The 19,282-nt window shown below is 38.6% G+C and carries 18 protein-coding genes; 14 read left to right on the plus strand and 4 right to left on the minus strand.

Features of this window, described 5'->3' with window-relative positions; translation table 11 throughout:
- The first annotated feature begins 187 nt into the window (after positions 1–187).
- Positions 188–1,063 carry a M48 family metallopeptidase gene (locus tag ACM0OT_RS06035; RefSeq protein ID WP_414563503.1) on the plus strand — a complete coding sequence of 292 codons (876 nt, stop codon included), beginning with the start codon at positions 188–190 and terminating at the stop codon, positions 1,061–1,063.
- A 182-nt stretch (positions 1,064–1,245) separates the two neighbouring features.
- Here the strand turns inward: ACM0OT_RS06035 and ACM0OT_RS06040 are convergent, their stop codons facing one another.
- On the minus strand, positions 1,246–2,373 hold the full coding sequence (locus ACM0OT_RS06040; protein ID WP_414563504.1) for an acyltransferase family protein: 1,128 nt from the start codon (positions 2,371–2,373) through the stop codon (positions 1,246–1,248).
- 333 nt (positions 2,374–2,706) lie between these two features.
- Here ACM0OT_RS06040 and ACM0OT_RS06045 point away from each other — a divergent pair, with 333 nt between their 5' ends.
- The gene (locus ACM0OT_RS06045) at positions 2,707–3,012 is read left to right on the plus strand and encodes a hypothetical protein (protein WP_414563505.1); all 306 of its coding nucleotides are present in this window, start codon (positions 2,707–2,709) and stop codon (positions 3,010–3,012) included.
- 185 nt (positions 3,013–3,197) lie between these two features.
- Positions 3,198–3,599: a fasciclin domain-containing protein gene (locus ACM0OT_RS06050; RefSeq protein ID WP_414544013.1), complete on the plus strand. Its 402-nt coding sequence runs from the start codon at positions 3,198–3,200 to the stop codon at positions 3,597–3,599.
- A 111-nt stretch (positions 3,600–3,710) separates the two neighbouring features.
- Here the strand turns inward: ACM0OT_RS06050 and ACM0OT_RS06055 are convergent, their stop codons facing one another.
- Positions 3,711–4,367 (minus strand): DUF3386 domain-containing protein, encoded by a 657-nt coding sequence (locus tag ACM0OT_RS06055; protein ID WP_414563506.1) that lies wholly within the window; start codon positions 4,365–4,367, stop codon positions 3,711–3,713.
- 101 nt (positions 4,368–4,468) lie between these two features.
- On the opposite strand from ACM0OT_RS06055, the gene ACM0OT_RS06060 reads away from it, so the two are divergent.
- A complete protein-coding gene (locus tag ACM0OT_RS06060) occupies positions 4,469–5,143 on the plus strand; it encodes a LuxR C-terminal-related transcriptional regulator (protein ID WP_414563507.1) in 675 nt (224 codons plus the stop codon).
- Between the two features lie 8 nt (positions 5,144–5,151).
- Here the strand turns inward: ACM0OT_RS06060 and ACM0OT_RS06065 are convergent, their stop codons facing one another.
- The gene (locus ACM0OT_RS06065; protein WP_414563508.1) at positions 5,152–5,859 is read right to left on the minus strand and encodes a DJ-1/PfpI family protein; all 708 of its coding nucleotides are present in this window, start codon (positions 5,857–5,859) and stop codon (positions 5,152–5,154) included.
- Positions 5,860–5,944: 85 nt separating this feature from the next.
- Between ACM0OT_RS06065 and ACM0OT_RS06070 the strand changes: the two genes are divergently transcribed.
- Both ACM0OT_RS06070 and ACM0OT_RS06075 read left to right on the plus strand, forming a co-directional pair.
- Entirely contained in the window at positions 5,945–6,658 is a 714-nt protein-coding gene (locus ACM0OT_RS06070) for a LuxR C-terminal-related transcriptional regulator (RefSeq protein WP_414563509.1), read from the plus strand.
- Positions 6,659–6,787: 129 nt separating this feature from the next.
- The gene (locus ACM0OT_RS06075; RefSeq protein ID WP_414563510.1) at positions 6,788–7,942 is read left to right on the plus strand and encodes an iron-containing alcohol dehydrogenase; all 1,155 of its coding nucleotides are present in this window, start codon (positions 6,788–6,790) and stop codon (positions 7,940–7,942) included.
- A gap of 43 nt (positions 7,943–7,985) precedes the next feature.
- On the opposite strand, the gene gloB is transcribed toward ACM0OT_RS06075, so the two are convergent.
- Complete coding sequence (gene gloB / locus ACM0OT_RS06080; protein ID WP_414563697.1) at positions 7,986–8,759, minus strand: hydroxyacylglutathione hydrolase; 774 nt, start codon at positions 8,757–8,759, stop codon at positions 7,986–7,988.
- A gap of 448 nt (positions 8,760–9,207) precedes the next feature.
- Between gloB and ACM0OT_RS06085 the strand changes: the two genes are divergently transcribed.
- The 8 genes from ACM0OT_RS06085 to ACM0OT_RS06120 all read left to right on the plus strand — a co-directional run bounded on the left by ACM0OT_RS06085 (position 9,208) and on the right by ACM0OT_RS06120 (position 19,190).
- Entirely contained in the window at positions 9,208–10,413 is a 1,206-nt protein-coding gene (locus ACM0OT_RS06085) for a glycosyltransferase family 4 protein (RefSeq protein ID WP_414563511.1), read from the plus strand.
- Between the two features lie 89 nt (positions 10,414–10,502).
- Positions 10,503–12,746, plus strand: a complete 2,244-nt coding sequence (locus tag ACM0OT_RS06090) for an ATP-binding cassette domain-containing protein (protein ID WP_414563512.1) — start codon at positions 10,503–10,505, stop codon at positions 12,744–12,746.
- Positions 12,747–12,882: 136 nt separating this feature from the next.
- Positions 12,883–14,013 carry a glycosyltransferase gene (locus ACM0OT_RS06095; protein ID WP_414563513.1) on the plus strand — a complete coding sequence of 377 codons (1,131 nt, stop codon included), beginning with the start codon at positions 12,883–12,885 and terminating at the stop codon, positions 14,011–14,013.
- 98 nt (positions 14,014–14,111) lie between these two features.
- On the plus strand, positions 14,112–14,984 hold the full coding sequence (locus ACM0OT_RS06100; RefSeq protein ID WP_414563514.1) for a hypothetical protein: 873 nt from the start codon (positions 14,112–14,114) through the stop codon (positions 14,982–14,984).
- A 20-nt stretch (positions 14,985–15,004) separates the two neighbouring features.
- Positions 15,005–16,216, plus strand: a complete 1,212-nt coding sequence (locus ACM0OT_RS06105) for a glycosyltransferase family 4 protein (RefSeq protein WP_414563515.1) — start codon at positions 15,005–15,007, stop codon at positions 16,214–16,216.
- A gap of 24 nt (positions 16,217–16,240) precedes the next feature.
- Positions 16,241–17,200, plus strand: coding sequence for a glycosyltransferase family 10 domain-containing protein (locus tag ACM0OT_RS06110; RefSeq protein WP_414563516.1), 960 nt, complete (start codon positions 16,241–16,243; stop codon positions 17,198–17,200).
- Between the two features lie 42 nt (positions 17,201–17,242).
- Positions 17,243–18,247 (plus strand): Npun_R2821/Npun_R2822 family protein, encoded by a 1,005-nt coding sequence (locus ACM0OT_RS06115; protein ID WP_414563517.1) that lies wholly within the window; start codon positions 17,243–17,245, stop codon positions 18,245–18,247.
- A gap of 1 nt (position 18,248) precedes the next feature.
- On the plus strand, positions 18,249–19,190 hold the full coding sequence (locus tag ACM0OT_RS06120) for an Npun_R2821/Npun_R2822 family protein (RefSeq protein WP_414563518.1): 942 nt from the start codon (positions 18,249–18,251) through the stop codon (positions 19,188–19,190).
- Positions 19,191–19,282: the final 92 nt, after the last annotated feature.

Genomic DNA, 19,282 nt, shown 5'->3' on the forward strand with positions numbered 1-19,282 from the left:
AGGCTGTTTGACGATTTCAAATGGTATGCCTATTTACGCCCTGGAATACTAGGGACTAGGGACTAGGGACTAGAAATTACTCTAACCTCTAGCCTCTAGCTTCTCTAGTCGCCAATATCTCATGAATAATCTCGCTATACTGTCTGTGGGAGGCTGTTGATATTTTGTTTTTCCAGCTTGCTACATCATGTCCTTGTTTAAAACTCCATTAATCGGTTTAAAAGCTGACTCGTTTCGTCATCCATTAGACCTGGAAGCTACCAAATCTTTGAAGCAAATACCAGGCTTGGATATGATGGTGCGAAATTGGCTCGGGCCAATGGCCGAACAAGTTTTTTATGTGGAAAATATTGCCGCTAGTGTACTTGTTGGTGAAAATCAACTGCCGGATTTATACAAATTATTGTTAGAAGCCTGCAAAATTCTCGATATAGAGCCTCCTCAGTTGTATATCCGCCAACATCCGGCGCCTAATGCTTACACTTTTGCTATGCGGGGTAAGCAGCCGTTTATTGTGCTACACACTTCGCTAGTTGATATCCTCACACCAGCGGAATTACAGGCAGTAATTGCCCATGAGTTGGGGCATCTCAAGTGTGACCATAGTGTCTACCTCACACCTGTAAACTTATTAGTGTTAGCGGCGTCCATTGTGCCTAATGTGGGAGCTTTTCTGGCTCAAGCCATACAATCACAACTTTTAGAATGGGTACGCTGTGCTGAGTTTACCTGCGATCGCGCTGCATTGTTAGCCACCCAAGATCCCAAAGTTGTGATGTCGGTATTAATGAAGTTAGCAGGTGGTTCACCCACTTTAGCACCGCAACTTAATTTAGATGCCTTCGTTGACCAAGCTCGCGCTTACGATGATATTAGTAAGACGGAATTGGGTGAAATGGTCAAAGAAGCCCGCACAGCGCAGTTAAGTCATCCAGTACCAGTACTCCGAGCCAAAGAAATTGATCGTTGGTCAAGCAGTACAGAATATCAGTTACTATTGCAAAATCACGGACTGAAGTCTAATAGTGAAGTCGCATCCCCAGGTGGCTGGCGAAATTGGTAAGGATTGGGGATTGAATAAGATCCAAAATTTGTAGGTTGGGTGGAGCAATAGCGATACCCAACAGGCAGCAAAAGATATAGGTTTCTTGTGAATATAATGAAGATGTGACTTTAAATTTCACCCAGAGGAGCCACTGCGTTGGGCGGGTTAAGCGACTTGTAGCAAGTGGCATCGCACAGAGTTTAAACTTTGAGAAACCAGCGTTGGCTATACATGAGATAAGCAATTGCTAACCAGAATAAAACGGTTACTAGGGCGAATAAGAATGAGCCGTTGAAAGTACCTGCCCAAGATGCGAAAATATTTTGGTAAATCCAATTATAGGTGGTGATGGCATTTTCACCCGTGCCGATTTTGGTTTTAACTAAGATTTTAATTAATAAAACCGATGCAGTGAACAGTGCGATCGCATTTAAGCCCATCACTTCAAAAGGCTGACCCCAGCGACGAATCAGTCGGACTTCGATGAGTTCATAGCAAGCTGCTAGTAATAGTAATGCCCAACCACTGCTGAAGACAACATAGGAACTTGTCCATAATTTCTTGTTGATGGGGAATATCCAACCCCACGCCCAACCAATAATTAAGCAACCAATCCCAAATAATAATAACCCTAAACTTGTGCGAGATTTGACTGGCTGATTGCGTATCCATTGCCCTGTAAAGTAGCCAGCCAGGACATTAACGACGGCGGGAATAGTGCTAAATAGTCCCTCTGGATCTCCTAAATTTTTATAACCGTCACCTGCGTATAAGTGAGCCTGGGGAATAATTAAGCGGTCAATATAAGCGCCAAAGTTACCTACCCGCGTCAGTACACCTGCACCATAATCGGGAACTGGGACATACATCATCGTTAGCCAGTAGCCTATGAGTAATATACCTGCCAGTATCCATTGCCCTTTGCGAGGGAGGTTAAGGACTATGAGGGAGGCAAACAGATATGTAAGACTGATTCTTTGTAACACTCCCATAATGCGGATATTACTTACATTAAAAGTCCCAATACCCTGATTCCAAAAGCCATTTAGTATCAACCCCAAGGCAAAAAGTATGGCGGCGCGGCGCAAGATCCGCCAGTAAACGTCTGATGTGGGTTTGTTGACTTCGGTATACTTTGCCAAAGAAAAAGTCATGGCTACACCGACAATAAATAAGAAGAAGGGAAATACCAAATCTGTGGGTGTGCAACCGTGCCAATCGGCATGGGCTAAGGGCGGATAGACATTACCTGCAACTCCTGCCATGTTGACAAGAATCATGCCAGCAATAGTAATACCGCGAAACACATCCAATGAAGTCAGGCGCATGGGCGGAATTTTTTATGTGATAAGTATCTAAAGTAACTTGCTTAATGCCAACTATCAAGCAACATATATATACATATCAATACATTTCAATACATAGGAACAACCCAATTTTTTCCCACACGCAGCATAAAGCTTTCATGAAACCTCTGCACTCCTTTAAATTGAAAAATAAAATCAAATAAAACGTTTAAAAACTGTAGTAATTGTTGCTAATGAAACTAAGCATTTGCAGTAAGATTCCACTTGACGAACTCCAATTTGCAGCAGAAACTTGAATCTTCACTAGTTAAGGAAATTTGATAGTAGCTGCTGTTACAGCAACGCCAAAGACAAATGACAAATTTAAATAATTATCAAAAATTAATAGCATTGGCCAATGAATACGGGATTAATTGTCAAGCAGTACCAGAAGAGTGCTTAGTTGCATCTTTACCTGGATACGATGATTTCTTGTTAGCTTTTACTTGGTCTGGTGCGATTGAGGGAGAGCCACCAGATCATGAATTAATCGCAATTAGCGTCCAAGACATTACTAAAGAAGTGACCGTTGCAGCCTGGCAGATTCCTACTTATTTATTTGGCAATGTTTTAAGGCAGGCTCAGATGCTTGTAGCGGCCCATAGAGATTTTATAAGCTGACGAATAATATGCCAGTTGCGTAAGTCCTAAATTATTTGAAATAAGTATTTTCAACTGGGCTTTGTGTTTGTATAATACTCAGTATAATTCAATTCATATGGATGGACTTATGTCTTTAGATAGAGACTTTATATTTAAGGAACGTTTAGATTTGTGATGAAATGTAAAAAAAGTTAATTAAAAACATGGCTGACATTGTTGATACCGCCGTAAACGCTGGTTCCTTTAACACATTAGTTGCGGCTGTCAAAGCTGCTGGTTTAGTGGATACCCTCAAAGGTTCCGGCCCATTTACCGTTTTTGCTCCTACTGATGAAGCATTTGCTAAACTTCCCGCAGGTACAGTAGATGCATTACTCAAGGACATTCCTAAGCTGAAGAAAATCCTGACTTATCACGTTGTTTCAGGTAAAGTATTGGCAGCCGACGTAGTTAAGATGAAGTCAGCGACTACTGTTGAAGGCAGCAAAGTGAATATTGACGCTTCCAATGGTGTCAAAATCAATGATGCTAATGTTGCAACACCCGATGTCGCTGCTGATAACGGTGTCATTCACGTTATTGATACAGTGTTAATTCCTGCATAAATTATCCGCATCAATAATCAATAGCATCGTTATTAAGTAACGATAAACTGAAAGCGATCGCCTCCCATGTACGAAGTGCGATCGCTTTTAGCTTCAGCTTTACGTTTTAGCTTAAGCTGCAACAGGTTCTAACAATTGAATGTTAGAGAACACAAATTCTTGAACAGATATTTTGCCTGCGGCTTCAGTGCGAATCTCCCGACGATTCAAAATGGAATAGTCACCAACTTTTTCATATTCATCGGTAAACTCACTTCTACCACCTTTTTGTTCCCCAGTTTTGGGGTCATGATACACAGAGTCATAAGTATGGGATAGATAACCTGCCCCTGTATCGTGACTACTGAATGTGTTAATTGTTACGAAGGTACCGTGAATTAAACGGTGAACGTGGCAAACCTCATTATTGCGGACTTTGTATTTATCACCTTCTGACTTACCACCAACTAAAATTTCAGTGGCGCCGGTTTCGTCAGTGTCACCATAGCTAAAAGTATTGGTACTATGGGTTTCTTCAAAGCTGCGACGGACGCGGTGAATAGCTATTTCCCACGCTTGTCCATGAATTGATTTTTTTGCTTGCTCGTCATCTACGTCCAATACTTCCGCCTTCAGGTTAGCGTCGATGACCACTTTACCAGTAAATACTTTGTCGTCATATTTATAGGTAATATCTGCGGTATAACCGGGGAAAGTCTTGTCCCAAGTGTAACGGTTCTCATAAGCAGCCCGGAAAAGTTCCTGAGCAGAGAGTTTTGTTACTGTCATATGCTTCTCCTAGCTTGACTAATTCTATTAGCTTTTTATCTTTGCTGGTATTAGCATAAGAGTATTCTGAAGCTCCGCATAGTCCCCAAGTGGGTACACTTATGCCTAATTTTCTTCACGCCGTATTTCAAGCGATCGCTAATGTCCGCAATGAGTCAGAATTAAGACTAGCTCTGACGGATAAAATTAGCGAACATTTTGGCGTGCAACATTGGGGGATTTATCTTCTCGATGAACAACCCACAGCTGATATTTATCCCCAGGCTATTCCCGCAGTCTGTATGGAAAGCAATCCCGTCGGGCGCTATGTGGTTGAACGTCACGCTCCCGCCCATGAACAATCAGTATTATCCCCAGGAGATTGGAAAAATTTTTGCTCACGCCATGACCATGAACACGTAATGACCGGGCCCATTGTTTGCGATGGTAGACTTGTAGGCACACTCAACTTAGCAAGGGATAAGGGTAATCCCCCTTTTGATGCTGATGATTTAGCTGATTTAAGCGCCTTGTGTATTCATCTATCAGCAAAACTAGCAACTCTCAGAGCAAAACCTCCCAAAATATCTAATTCTCAGTTAGCTAGTCCTCTCACCGCGCGGGAGTTAGAAATTGCCGAATTAGTCGCGCAGGGGTTAACAAATGCCGAAATTGGTGGAAAACTGTGGATTACCCAAAATTCTGTCAAGCAAGCCTTAAAACGGATGTTTCGCAAATTAGGGGTTTCAGCTCGTAGCGAGATGGTGGCAAAACTGCATTTAATTTCGCTGCAATAGCTTCTTAATTATGAATTACGAATTCCCAAAAACTTAGCAGTTTGCTTTGTCTGCATCAAGGATGCTGTAATCAGCTGATTTCCTAATTTCCTTACCTGCTGAACTACAGCCTCTCCTGCACTTTCTGGAGAACCAGCGTTAAAAGGTGGTGCAGGATTATATTCCAACAACAACTGAATCAGCTTGGCTGTATCCTCACCACACAAATGAGCTGTAACCACTAAGCCAAAATCAATACCAGCCGTCACACCACCACCAGTAATGCGATCGCGATCAACTACTACTCTTTCATTAACAACTTCCACTCCTAACATTGCTAATTGCTCCCGAAATGCCCAATGACAAGCAGCTTTGTAGCCTTGTAGTAATCCAGCCGCCGCCAGAATTAATGAACCAGTACAGACAGAAGTAATATATTTTGCTATTTTGCCCTGTTGCTGGAGAAAGTCTAGCACTTCGGTATCCCGCATCATTTCTACCTGTCCCATAGCACCACCAGGAACACACACAACATCAAGTGATGGACATTGATCAAAGGTGGTTGTGGGTAAAATTGTCATCCCCTCATTACTGGTAACTGGCTGCAAATTTTTCCACAATAAATGAACACTAGTATTAGGCATCATGGCAAATACCTGATGTGGTCCCGTAATATCAAGTTGTGTCATACCTGGGTATATAACTAAACCAATGTGATGTGTAGTTGAATTTGCCATTGTTCGCTTTTGTGCAAGGTTATGAATTATGCTAAAAGTGAAAATCGAGGCAGTATAGTCCTCATTCGGGTACACTTTGATTTCAATGGCTAATTCTCTTCACTTGCTCTTTCAAGCTTTAGCCTCTGCTTCCAATCAGCACCAACTTAGAATGTGTTTTATGGATGGAGTTGGTGAGCATTTTCACATTCAACGTTGGGGAATTTATTTATTTGATGAAAAATCACGCTATGCGTCAGTAGATACTCACGGTTTACCTAATGCTGATACCTTTGTAGAACTGTATGAAAAAGTTGGTCGGGAAGTCGATCCAGTGTTACGCTACGTAACCGAGCATCATGCCCCAGCACATGAAGAAATGGTATTATCTCCAGGAGGCTGGAAGCAATGTGAACTATATCAGAATTGTTGTGCTTACTATGACCATGAACATATTATGACTGGGCCAATAGTAGGTGGTGGTAATTTAATTGGTGCGGTTTATTTTGCTCGTGTGGGTGAAACACCAGCATTTAATTATCAGGATGTTGCTGATTTGAGTGCTGTTTGTACTCATGTTTCAGCTAGTCTAGCAATGTTAGGAAAGCCAAAATCAAGATTTTATGCGGCTAATCGCTTGACTGCACGGGAAATAGAAATTGCCCATTTAGTAGCACAAGGATTAACTAATGCCAAAATAGGTGTAAATTTATGGATCACAGAAAATTCTGTTAAGCAAGCTTTGAAGAGGATATTTCGCAAGCTGGAAGTTACCAATCGTGCGGAAATGGTGGCACGTTTGCAAGATATTGGGGAATAGCAGAGTAAAATTTTGCGATCGCTCATTTTGATCAACAGTCAGAATATTTTCGGTGATTTGGCAGTACCCACATTCAGCCGAGTAATTTCATCCTGATTACAATTAATCAGTATCTATATGAATTTACTCATGGACAACTTTGTTTTTTACAACCCAGTGAAAATCCTGTTTGGCAAAGGTCAAATTGCTAACATTGCTGCGGAAATTCCTGCTGATGCCAAAATTCTGATGACTTATGGCGGAGGTAGCATCAAAACCAACGGTGTTTATGAGCAAGTTAAGTCTGCGTTAACGGAATTTCAGGTAACTGAGTTTGGCGGAATTGAACCCAATCCCCATTTGGAAACCCTGTTAAAAGCAGTGGAGATAGTACGACAAGAAGGTATCAATTTTCTCCTATCCGTGGGTGGAGGTTCGGTGCTGGATGGTACTAAATTTATTGCAGCTGCGGCTCCCTTTGTGGGCGATCCTTGGGATATTTTGGCGAAACAAGCACCTGTAACGGATGCTGTACCTTTTGGGGCTGTGTTGACTCTCCCAGCCACCGGTTCAGAAATGAATACCAACTCGGTTGTAACGAAATGGGAAACTCAAGAAAAACTATTTTTCGCCAGTCCTTTGGTGTTTCCCCGGTTTTCTGTTCTCGACCCAGAAACAACTTTTTCTTTACCGCCTCGGCAAATCAGCAATGGTATTGTCGATGCTTATACCCATGTGATGGAACAATATTTGACTTATCCAGTGAATGCACCATTGCAAGACCGCATGGCTGAATCAATTTTACAAACACTGATTGAGGAAGGGCCCAAAACCTTCGCCAATCCTCAAGACTATGATGCCAGAGCTAATGTCATGTGGTGTGCAACAATGGCACTCAATGGGTTAATTGGTGCAGGAGTTCCTCAAGATTGGGCTACTCACATGATTGGTCATGAGTTGACGGCGTTACACGGTTTAGATCATGCTCAAACCTTGGCGATTGTCCTACCTAGTACTCTGACCATTAGGCGCGATCGCAAGTGGCAAAAACTCTTACAATACGCTGAACGAGTCTGGAATATTACCGATGGTACAGAAGAAGCTCGCGTGAATGAGGCGATCGCTAAAACTCGTAACTTCTTCGAGTCTGTGGGTGTCCGCACTCGTTTATCTGACTACGGTGTCGGATTAGATACCATTCCTGTAATTATTGAGCGGTTTGAAAAGCGCGGCTTTGTCGCTTTGGGTGAACATCAAGATGTCAACTCTGAGATGGTCGAAAAGATTCTCACTCTTTGTGCCTAAATTCGTCATCATATTTTTGAGCCTGCATATGCAGGCTTTGTTTCTAAAATCTATCTTTCATTCCCCGGATGCGGGCAAATGTTTGCACGGGATCGGTACTTTTAGCAGCCAATTGTAATGATGGTTGTTCCCAACGCAAAAAGGGATTGGTGTGTTTTTCTACTCCCAGTAACGAGGGAACAGTCGCTTCTTGACGATTACGGTAGTCCTTCACTTCCTGGTAGCGCTTTTGTAATTCAGCATTCTCACTATCCACTGTGATGGCAAATTGCAAATTTTTCAAAGTGTATTCATGGGCACACCATACACGAGTATTATCTGGCAGAGAACGTAATTTACCCAAGGATGCCACCATTTGCGTCGGTGTTCCTTCAAATAAGCGACCACAACCGCCAGCAAACAGCGTATCGCCACAAAATAACTCGCCTGGTTCACGAGATGTTATGGGGGGAAAGTAGTAAGCAATATGAGCGCGGGTATGTCCAGGAACAAAGAACACTTCAGCGACGCGATCGCCAAACTCCACGCGATCGCCTTGTTGTAAAAATACTTGTTGTCCAGGAATCCTCCCTTGATCTTCGGCTCCACCGTACACTGTCAAGTTGGGGAAATGTTTTATTAACTGCTTGTTTCCACCCACATGGTCGTTATGGTGGTGAGTATTGAAAATTGCCACTAACTCTGCTTTCAGTTGTGCAAGTTTTCTCAATACTGGTTCCGCTACTGCGGGGTCAACAACAGCAGCAATATTTTGTTGCTCATCATGTAGTAAAAATATGTAGTTGTCTGATAATGCTTCAATACGGATTACCTGCATTCCTTCTGCTTCCCTGCTCGTGTACATATTTGGTATTTTTCAGTTATCCTGTAGTCCAGTAAGTCACTGAGCAACTTGCACAAGTTGTACCAAACTATCTATATTTTATTGATTATAGCTGTCATATTTCATGAAAAATGATAGTATACAACCGTACTTACACTGAAATCATCCAAAAATTCGTTAAAAACCGTTTTGATTTATCAGTAAAATTTCCCTATGTAAAGGTGTAAATTAAAAGCTACATTTATTGTGAAATTTTTTGTTTAAAAATCAAAGTAATTACTTTTAATATTGTTTTGATCAGCAACCGATTTCGCCTAAATATTTACTGACATAAATGATAATAATTCGTTTAAAAACCGTAAGAAATTCCATGAATTAATTTATTAGCAATTTTATCCTGAATTAAATTTTATAGTCAATATCAACCAAAGTAAAAAAAATTGTGAGTTTACAGCAAAAAAGAACTCAATTAAAAGTCTCAATAATTGTCAGCGATCTATCAAGTGCTGGAGCCGGTAGATGGGGAGGCGGAGGTGTTCGTTCATTTTTGCTAGCTCAAGCTCTCCAAAAACTTGATTATCAAGTAGAAATTGTCGGATTTGTTTTTGGTGATGAGCCAGCGGTAATTCCTCAATCAGAAATTCCGGTCAGTCATGTAATTGGCTATAACTATCCGCAATTTATCTATTCAGCATCTCAAGTTCTGAAAAAACTTAATGGTGATATTATTTATGCTATGCGACCGAAGCCGACAACCTTCGGTTTATCTATGTTAAAAAAGCTAAAAAATCATCGACCAATTATTTTAGATATAGATGACTGGGAAATGAGTTGGCATGGTGGCGAAAAATGGCAGTATCGCCCCTCTCCTAAGCAAATTTTTAGAGATATTTTTAAAACAAATGGTGCTTTGAGATATCCAGATCATCCACTTTATTTAAAATGGGTTGAAGGTATGACACAAAATGCTGATGCTATTACAATTCATACCCAATTTTTAAAAGAGCGATTTGGCGGTGTTTATTTGCCCAACGGCAAAGATACTTATCTGTTTAATCCAGATTTGTATCATGCTGAAGAAAGTAGAGAGCGTTATGGACTTTCGGAATATCGCATTTTAATGTTTCCCGGTGCGCCCAGACCCTACAAAGGAGTTGAAGATGTATTAATGGCTTTAGACCTGCTAAACGAGCCGGATTTAAGGTTAGTAATTGTCGGTGGCAGTCCTTATGACGATTATGATGCTCAACTTATGGAAAAATGGGGACGTTGGATTATCAAGTTACCAAAATATCCATCTATAGAAATGCCTCAAATTGTGGCAGCAGCACATGTAGTCGTGGTTCCACAGCGCAATACTCCAGCCGCTTTAGCTCAATTTCCTTTGAAATTAACTGATGGTATGTCCATGGCGAAACCTGTTTTGGCAACCAGGGTCGGAGATATTCCCGAAATCCTCGGCAAAACAGGTTATTTGGTTGATTCTAGTTGTCCAGAACAAATAGCTGAAAAGATTAAATATATATTCCAAAATTTAGATGAAGCACAAGCAAACGGTCAAATGGCTAGAGAAAGGTGTGTTAAATATTATAGTGTTGATACTATGGCATCGACACTTTCTCAAGTTTTTTCACAACTGGAAAAATAAAAATGTTAGCCAAATCATGGAATTTTCATTTGAAGATAAAAAACTAAATCTTGAGTACGCGTCAATTTGCCAAGGTTAATTATAAATATATGTCTACTCTTAATCAACTAATAAAATTCACTAAACCTTATCCAGGTAGAATCTTCTTAACAATAGTATTGGGCTTTTCTGGCGCTTTATTTAATGGCATCAGTACAGCAATGATTGTGCCAATAGTTTTAAAAATCGTAGGGCAAGAAATAGATTTAACTAATGCGCCGCCCATTATTAGAGCTATTATGTCGCCATTTGATAATTTTCCTGAAAGTTATCGTTTGGTAATGATGGCGGGAGCAATTATATTTATAATTTTTTTAAAAAATGCCTTTAGCTACGCCAGTAGTTTGGCATCTAGTTCTGTATCTCGGACACTCACATCAGATATGCGTAAAGCCGGGATCAATTTATTATTAGATATTGATCTTAATTATTATACCAAGATGAAACTTGGCGATTTAATGAATCGCCTAAATGGAGAGATTCCCCGTGCAGCTACTTCTATAAATAATATAATTAAATTAATTATTCTTGTAATTACAATTTTAGTTTTTATATTTATTTTATTATCAATATCTTGGCAATTAACGATTATTTCCACGGTTTTACTAGTTTTTGTCACTTTAGTAAATCAGTTTGCCATTAGTCGTTCTAAATATTTTGGTAAAGTGCTGACCGAAATGTCTAAAACGCTCACCAATACTCTGATAGAAACTTTGAGTGGTATTCGCCTAGTTAAAGCAACTGCTAATGAAGACTTAACATATCAAAAAATTAAGGAATTAATTGATGAGCGCGAAACAGCAGAATTTAAGTCTCAAGTTAATTCCAATATCATTGCACCAATTAGTGAAGTTGCTGGACTCATATCTTTAATTTTGATTGTCTTTATAGGACGAATATTATTTTCCGATCAAGTTGCTTCGCTTTCAGCCGTTCTGTTGACATATTTATTAGTACTCTTGCGGCTGTTACCTTTTGTATCGCAGTTAAATACTCTTCGCAGTAGCTTTGCGAATAACTCAGCTAGTGTGGATATGGTGGCTGAGTTTTTACAGCGGCATAATAAGCCATTCATGGGCAACGGTAATTTATCTTACACAAAATTACAAGAAGGAGTACATTTTAATAATCTATCTTTCGCATATCCTAATCATGATAAGTTGGTGCTGAAGGATGTAGATTTATACTTACCACGAGGTACTACTCTAGCTTTGGTGGGCAGTTCAGGTGCCGGTAAATCCACCCTAGCTGATCTTTTGCCCAGATTTTATGACCCCGTATCTGGCTACATTGCTATCGATGGGGTTGATATCCGCGAATTTAATATTAAAACTCTGCGTAAAGCGATGGGTATTGTTAGTCAAGATACCTTTTTGTTCAATGAGTCGGTAAAACATAACATCGCCTATGGCAAACCCGGTGCTAGCGAAGAAGAAATTATTACCGCCAGCAAGCGGGCAAATGCCTATGAATTTATTAGCAAATTGCCCCATGGTTTTGACACCATGATAGGCGATCGCGGCGTCATGTTATCTGGAGGACAGCGCCAACGTTTAGCCATAGCACGTGCTTTACTCCAAGATCCCGAAATTCTGATTTTAGACGAAGCTACTTCCGCCTTAGATACTGTTTCTGAGCGTTTAGTGCAATCAGCCATCGATGATTTAAGCCGCGATCGCACAACCTTAGTAATTGCCCACCGCCTTTCTACAGTCCAAAAAGCTCATCAAATTGCCGTATTTGATCAAGGAAATGTAGTGGAAATAGGAACCCATGAAGAACTTTTACAAAAAGGTGGTTACTACTCACGTCTCTACACAATGCAATTTGGCGAACAGGCAGAAACTTCCACTAAATCTCATCAATCTTTCATTCGTATTTCCTACGAAATTCGCACACGATTGAACTCCATCATTGGTTGCCTAAGATTATTAGCTGATGGCATGGTAGATGATGCTCAAGAACGTCAAGAGTTACTGAATGAATCTTACAAGTCAACATTGAGGATTATCACAAACGTTGAGATTTTTCAGGAAAGTTTTCAATCCCAAAATAACTTACCACCATCTTTTTTAATAGGCAAAAGTTATAGTATTCAAGAGCATGACGAAAGTTTTAGCCAAATGTTTGATGAACTTCAAAGAAAACTCAATAACATGGTTGCTACCTTAGTGTTATTAGCCGATAATTTAACAGATAATGCTCAAGAAGAAGATGAATTAATTGCTAATTGCTATAACTTATCTATTTATCTTCTAGATAAAGTAGAAAGCCTGGAAAAAATTCAAGTGTAAAAGAATATTTAATTAGCATTAATTAAATTCATCTTCGGATAAAGCATAATTTTTTTGTAACCTCAGAATTTCATTGACGATTATAGATGGTAATCGCTAATATAAAATATCACACAACTAAATAAATTATTTAATTATGAAAAAGATAGCTATTTATTACCCATATTTTATGGGTGGCGGTGCAGAGGCAGTAGGATTATGGATAATCCAAGCATTAAAGGATAAATATGAGCTAACGTTATTTACTCTGGGAGATATTGAAATTGAAAAACTCAATTCTATGTATGGGACCAGTATATCAAATGACGATTTAAAAATTAAAACGATATTGCCAAATTTCCTGGCGGTATTTTGTTATTTTATGATGGTAAAAAACAAAGATGCCAGAATGTTATTTTTTCATTTTTTAATTCGTATTTTTAAAGAAAATAGCCAGAAATATGACCTAGTAATGTCTGCATACAATGCGATGGATATGGGTAAAATAGGAATTCAATATATACATTGGGTAAAAGTTCTCGAAGGTAAAGATTTTCATAGAAAAGTCTCAAATTTTTCTCAAGAACAGCTAACCCAGAATATATCTATAGCTAATTCTGATTGTGTCGCAGAGGCAGTAAAAAGACATTATGGTGTTAACGCCAAGGTAGTCTATCCTCCTGTTGTCCTAGATCCGCCAAATATACCTTGGGTTGAGAAAGAAAATGCCTTTATCTGTAGTGGTAGAATTGTCCAACCTAAACAGCCCCACAAAGTAATCAAAATTCTCCAATTGGTTCGTGAGCAAGGATTTGATATTAAACTATATATCACAGGTGGAGGTGGGGGAATTTATGAATGGCAATATACTAATTTAATCAAAAAGCTAGTAGCAGAAAACTCTTCTTGGATTACCTTATATGATAATCTTCCCTATCAAGAATACATTAAAGTTTTAGCGAAATGTAAGTATGGCATTCACTACAAAAAAGAACCTTTTGGGATCTCTATTGCGGAAATGGTCAAAGCTGGTGCTATTCCTTTTGTGAGAAATGAAGGTGGACAAGTTGAAATCGTTGGTCAGGATAATGAAGAGTTATTTTTTGATACCGAAGCAGAAGCTGTTGAAAAAATTATTGATGTCTTAAAAGATGCGGGTATTCAAAATCAACTAATTCAATCCTTAAATACTCAAAAATATTTATTTTCTACCCAGAAATTTATGTCGGAAATGAATGATGTTGTCAGTACTTACTTTGATACCCAAGTGGAAATACCCGCTTGTTAATTTATTTGCTTTATTGAGCAACCCACACATTTTAGTTGAAATCTTTAAATATTTTATGACAAAACCAAACTATATTACTGTTGAAAAAATAGAAGAAAATGAAATCAATTATTAATTACCATGTGATTGATCCCACTAATATCGGAGATTTATTTTCCGCACCTACAAAATATTTTTCCTTTCCTGGATATACTGTTGAACAAGCTGATATTCGGACAATTAACATTGATGAAATCAAAGATAAACACATTATTGTGGGTGGAGGGGGACTTTTATACTCTCCATTTTTAAATTCGTTTGTAAAACTTATTGAATCAAAAGCACATACCAAGTTAATCGCTTGGGGAATTGGTCAGCAAGCTTATGGTACTTCGGGCAAAATTCAGGAATTGGATAATTTTGACTATTCTCAATATTTGAAAAATTTCGATTTAGTGGGTATTCGTGATTTTAATCATAAATATAATTGGGTTCCTTGTTGTAGTTGTATGCACCCAGGATTTGATAAAAAGCGCGAAATTAAACATGAATTTGTAGTTTTTTCACATAAAAAATTTCAGATTAAAATTGGTAATTTTCCCCATTTGACTAATAATAACCAAGATATTGAAGAAATTTTAGATTTTCTCGGTTCAGGTGAAACTATATTAACTAGTTCTTATCATGGGGCATACTGGGGTACATTACTTGGTAGAAAAGTGTTATCTTTTCCTTTTAGTAGCAAATTTAGTACGCTCAAACATCCTACTGGCATCTTCCCTATTCAAAAGTGGTTTCAGAATAAATTCAAGCTATCAATATTTAATAAAACATTGCTAGAACTCCATTATAAAAATAAATTCTCTTGTAAAATTGACAACTGGCAAGATTATCTCAAAGACTGTAAATCTTATCCTGAGAGCCTGAATGAAAATCGTGAACGTAATCATTGGTATTACTATCAGATATTAGATACCTTAGCTCATACATGAATTTAATAATAAATAATTATATGAAAAATGCTACTTTAAAGAAACACTATATCTTTTTTATTCAAGGAGATTTACCAAAAGCCGAAGCTCATTTAGTGCAATCAACCAATGCAGCCAATGGAGCAGCAAACTTAGGTTATTCTACAGTTTTGGTCTACCTTGATAAAAAATTAGAAGCTATTAACCCGGTTAATTTGACTTTTCCTTTTCGTCCCAGAAAAGCACCAGAAGAAATTATCAAGTATTATAACTTGCAAGATAAATTAAAAGTGGCCCCCTTACCGATGCCTTGGCCTATTGATCATCTTAAAAATAAGTTTACTAACTCTAATACTATTGCTACAAAATATTATTTTCCAGTGCATATATTTCCTCAGACAAAGCTAGTTCATAGCCGCAACTGGAATTTAATCAAAACAGCCATCAAAAATGGGATTCCGGCAATTTACGAACATCACCATCACGAAGATAAGCAATTTGAGCCAGAAATTGTCAAAAGTCCATTTTTTAAACTTGCTGTGACAGTTGTCGATACTATTCGTGAAAGTATGATTAAAAACGGTATGCCATCAGAAAAAGTTATTACTTTACATAATGGTTTCAATCGCTCTTTTATGATTAGACAACCAGAAAAAATAGCAGCATGGCGCGAAAAACTGCTGATTAATAGCCGTTCACAATTAGTAGTATATGCAGGAGCATTACAAAGATTTAAAGGTATTGATGTCCTGATTGATGTTGCAGCACAAATGCCCAATGTACAATTTGCTTGTGCCGGTGGTAAATCAACAGAAGTAGCACATTATCAGCAATTAGCACAAGAAAAGCAGGTAGATAATATTATATTTCTAGGCTACGTCTTACATGAACAGTTAGCATCTTTACTGCAAGCAGCCGATATTTTAGCTCACCCTCATTGTTCTGGTAAGGCGGCAACTTTTACATCTCCCTTGAAATTATTTGATTACTTAGCGTCAGGAAATCCCATTGTAGCCACAGAAATTCCCTCATTAAAGGAATTTAAAAATACTCCAGCCATCACCGCTTGGTGTGAGCCAGATAACCCAACTAAATTTGCCGAATGTTTAAAACAAATTTTAGTAACTCGTCCCAGAAAAGTAGAAGGTTATGCAGATATCATCGAATATGTGCAGCAGTTTTCTTGGGAAAATCGTGCAGCCAAAATTTTGAGTTATGTTGATGAATCACTACATCCGCAAATTATCTCTTAAGATGAATCATACAATATAAATCAGATGAATATAAAAACTGTTGGCATGATTAGTAGCTATGGCGCTCTGGAAAAAAGGGGTGATTGGCTGTGGCAACAAACCCCCCATCAATTTGGCATTTGGGACAATATTCAAATGCAGGCGCTAGCATCAAAACCAGATTTTCTATTGATGTATCAGTTCGACTTTCCCAAACCTCCCAGTCAGAAGTCCTGGTTAGATAATTTTCGTAAACGACAACAAAAACCCCCATTAAATATTGACTCTTTACTTCGAGGAGTAAGCAAGGAAAGAATAATTTATTTGTTGCGGGAACCACCATTAACTGAGGTTGTAGATAGAAATAAACGCAATTACCAAGAAGCACAAAAGTATTCTGGTTATGTTTCCGGCCCTGATGATTTTGCTCCTGTTCCTGACTATATGCCCGCGATTTGGTATCATAGCAACTCGTTTCGGGAATTAAATGAAATGCCACCACCGGAAAAAGTTGCTAACTGTAGTTGGATTACTTCAGGAATTAATCGCACCGCTAACCATCGCCAGAGACTAGATTTTTTACATTCCTTACAATCTAGTGACATTAAATTTGATTTGTATGGGCGTGATTTACCAAACTGGGCTAGAAAATCCGGGGAATTGGGTAACAAATGGTATGGAATGGCACCTTATTATTACAATTTGTCTATTGAAAATTATGCGGATAATAATTGGTATGTCAGCGAAAAATTATGGGATGCTTTGTTAGCTTGGTGTTTACCTATTTACTATGGTGGGCCAGCAGCCGATAAATTACTACCACCGGGGAGTTTTTTGCGGTTACCCAGTTTAGATGAAAAAGGTATTGCCTATATTCAGGAAGTGACTGCTACTCCTGATGCTTGGTATGCTGCTAAAGATGCGATCGCAGAAGCTAGACAAATTATATTACATAAGTTAAACCTGCTGAATTGGCTTTCTGAATTTGTCACTAAAGTCTCTTAGATTCGATGGTTACAATGTTTATCTTAAAATCTTGAACTGTATATGGATGGTATTTGTACTCTCGCTAACGACATTGTTTATGAACAAGTCGTTGCTTTACTCAACAGCATAGAAGCAATTTATGGGCAAGAAATGCCAGTTTGCATCTATCCTTATGACGACAACACTGCAAAAATTACTGCGGAAATTGCTCATCGTCCCCAAGTGCAACTGTACAATGATCGAGAGTCGATTCAGAGATGGGATGAGTTTGTTTGCCAGATTTGGGATGCACATCCTGTGGCGCAAGAAAAGTGGTTAAAGTTAGGTAAGGACAAATATTATCGAGTTGGTACTCATAGGCGTTATGGCGCTTTTGATGGGCCTTTCGACCGTTTCGTTTATATGGATGCTGATACTTTATTAATGAGTCCATTAACGGAAATTTTTAATAAATTAAATGATTATAATTGGGTAGTATATGACTTTCAATATACTGATTTATCTCACGTTTATGATCAATCATCGGCGAAATTAACAGAAATCTTTACACCCCAAGAACTGGAAACAAAAATATTTTGTTCTGGTTTTTATGGCTCCAAAAAAGGTGTGTTTGATGCCAAGCTCCGAGAATCATTACTAGAAAAACTCCGCCAAGGAGAAGCCCAAATTCTCTATGATATGGCGCCTGATCAAACTATTCTCAACTATATGGTAATGCGTTCAGGTATTTCTAGCTATAACTTAGCTCTAGAACTTCCTGAATCTCAAAAAACCGGCTGTTGTGTAACTTCTGAGCATTTTGCAGCCCAAAATAACATTCTCTACGATCAAGGCAATAAACTGACATACATACATTATATTGGCTTATCTTCTAAGCTGTTTCATAAAGTGTGTGCAGGAGAAAATATTGATTTTCCTTATCGTGATATTTTCTTGCATTATCGCTATTTGCATGAACCAGATAAGCGACCAAAATTCACCACTAAACCCAAAGTTTATAACGCCCCTCCCAGTTTGACAACAAAAGTACTGAAAAAATTAGGATTAGCAGGTAGAGGTAAATAAAATGAGTCGCGGAATTTATATTATTGCTAATGACAAAGTGACAGATCATGCCATCGCCTTACTTAATAGTATTAGGTTGCATGATGCAGACACACCAATTGTGATGATTCCTTATGATGAAAATTATCACAAAATTGCCGATACTCTCAATAAATATTATGGAGTAAAAGTTTACGAAGATTTAGATTTTATTGACCGACTTTCCCAGAATCTACATAAAACATTTGGGGGGCAATTTTTCGCCCGTCCTAATCAATTTCGCAAGCAGGCTTGCTGGTTTGGCCCGTTTGATGAATTTTTGTATATTGATACAGATATAGTTGTTTTTGAAAAGATTATTGATAATCTCAACTATCTAGCAGAATCAGATTTTATTTGTTGTGACTATCAACATTTAGGCGGGATTAAAAATGTTTTTAGTCCCCAAGTTTTAGAAGAAAAAATATTTACCGAAGCTGAAGTCAAAGAGATTTTTAATGGTGGTTTTTGGGGTTCCAAGAAAAACCTAGTCTCGGAAAATGATTTATACGAAACCTTTACCGAATGTGCCAACCATCCAGAATACTTTGACTTTTCCGAAAAAACTTCTGACCAACCAATCATCAATTATATGTTGCTCAAGCGGATTTCGCGCCGCTTTAACGTAGTGAGGAGAACGGGTAAAGCTCCGGGAAATTGGGCAGGAACTCCCCATTTTCAGACAGAAGACCATATTTTATTTGATCCTACAGTTAACCAGCATCTACAATATCTGCACTGGGCGGGTATTCGCATTCAACCTGGTTGTCCTTACTGGGACATTTGGGAACATTATCGTAATTTGAATCCAGCGTTACCTGCGGCAAATATACCAGCACCCGTGCAAAAAACTCAGGTACAAGTAACTTTAGATAAAGTGAAAACGCAAGTCCGGAAAATTCAAAAGGGTGTTTTCAGCGACTAATTACCTTGATTTGCAGCCATTAGCGATCGCACCTGGATTTTTTCATCACCAAATAGTTGCGATCGCACCCTACGATTCGCTAGGATCTGTAA

The organism is Anabaena sp. CCY 9613 (assembly GCF_963920895.1).
Classification (GTDB): Bacteria; Cyanobacteriota; Cyanobacteriia; order Cyanobacteriales; family Nostocaceae; genus Cyanocohniella.

What these genes read in the sequence shown, in the direction of transcription:
- ACM0OT_RS06035 (WP_414563503.1), top strand. Translation starts at nt 188, where the DNA reads ATGTCCTTGTTTAAAACTCCATTAATCGGTTTAAAAGCTGACTCGTTT.
- ACM0OT_RS06040 (WP_414563504.1), bottom strand. Translation starts at nt 2,373, where the DNA reads ATGCGCCTGACTTCATTGGATGTGTTTCGCGGTATTACTATTGCTGGC.
- ACM0OT_RS06045 (WP_414563505.1), top strand. Translation starts at nt 2,707, where the DNA reads ATGACAAATTTAAATAATTATCAAAAATTAATAGCATTGGCCAATGAA.
- ACM0OT_RS06050 (WP_414544013.1), top strand. Translation starts at nt 3,198, where the DNA reads ATGGCTGACATTGTTGATACCGCCGTAAACGCTGGTTCCTTTAACACA.
- ACM0OT_RS06055 (WP_414563506.1), bottom strand. Translation starts at nt 4,367, where the DNA reads ATGACAGTAACAAAACTCTCTGCTCAGGAACTTTTCCGGGCTGCTTAT.
- ACM0OT_RS06060 (WP_414563507.1), top strand. Translation starts at nt 4,469, where the DNA reads ATGCCTAATTTTCTTCACGCCGTATTTCAAGCGATCGCTAATGTCCGC.
- ACM0OT_RS06065 (WP_414563508.1), bottom strand. Translation starts at nt 5,859, where the DNA reads ATGGCAAATTCAACTACACATCACATTGGTTTAGTTATATACCCAGGT.
- ACM0OT_RS06070 (WP_414563509.1), top strand. Translation starts at nt 5,945, where the DNA reads ATGGCTAATTCTCTTCACTTGCTCTTTCAAGCTTTAGCCTCTGCTTCC.
- ACM0OT_RS06075 (WP_414563510.1), top strand. Translation starts at nt 6,788, where the DNA reads ATGGACAACTTTGTTTTTTACAACCCAGTGAAAATCCTGTTTGGCAAA.
- gloB (WP_414563697.1), bottom strand. Translation starts at nt 8,759, where the DNA reads ATGCAGGTAATCCGTATTGAAGCATTATCAGACAACTACATATTTTTA.
- ACM0OT_RS06090 (WP_414563512.1), top strand. Translation starts at nt 10,503, where the DNA reads ATGTCTACTCTTAATCAACTAATAAAATTCACTAAACCTTATCCAGGT.
- ACM0OT_RS06095 (WP_414563513.1), top strand. Translation starts at nt 12,883, where the DNA reads ATGAAAAAGATAGCTATTTATTACCCATATTTTATGGGTGGCGGTGCA.
- ACM0OT_RS06100 (WP_414563514.1), top strand. Translation starts at nt 14,112, where the DNA reads ATGAAATCAATTATTAATTACCATGTGATTGATCCCACTAATATCGGA.
- ACM0OT_RS06105 (WP_414563515.1), top strand. Translation starts at nt 15,005, where the DNA reads ATGAAAAATGCTACTTTAAAGAAACACTATATCTTTTTTATTCAAGGA.
- ACM0OT_RS06110 (WP_414563516.1), top strand. Translation starts at nt 16,241, where the DNA reads ATGAATATAAAAACTGTTGGCATGATTAGTAGCTATGGCGCTCTGGAA.
- ACM0OT_RS06115 (WP_414563517.1), top strand. Translation starts at nt 17,243, where the DNA reads ATGGATGGTATTTGTACTCTCGCTAACGACATTGTTTATGAACAAGTC.
- ACM0OT_RS06120 (WP_414563518.1), top strand. Translation starts at nt 18,249, where the DNA reads ATGAGTCGCGGAATTTATATTATTGCTAATGACAAAGTGACAGATCAT.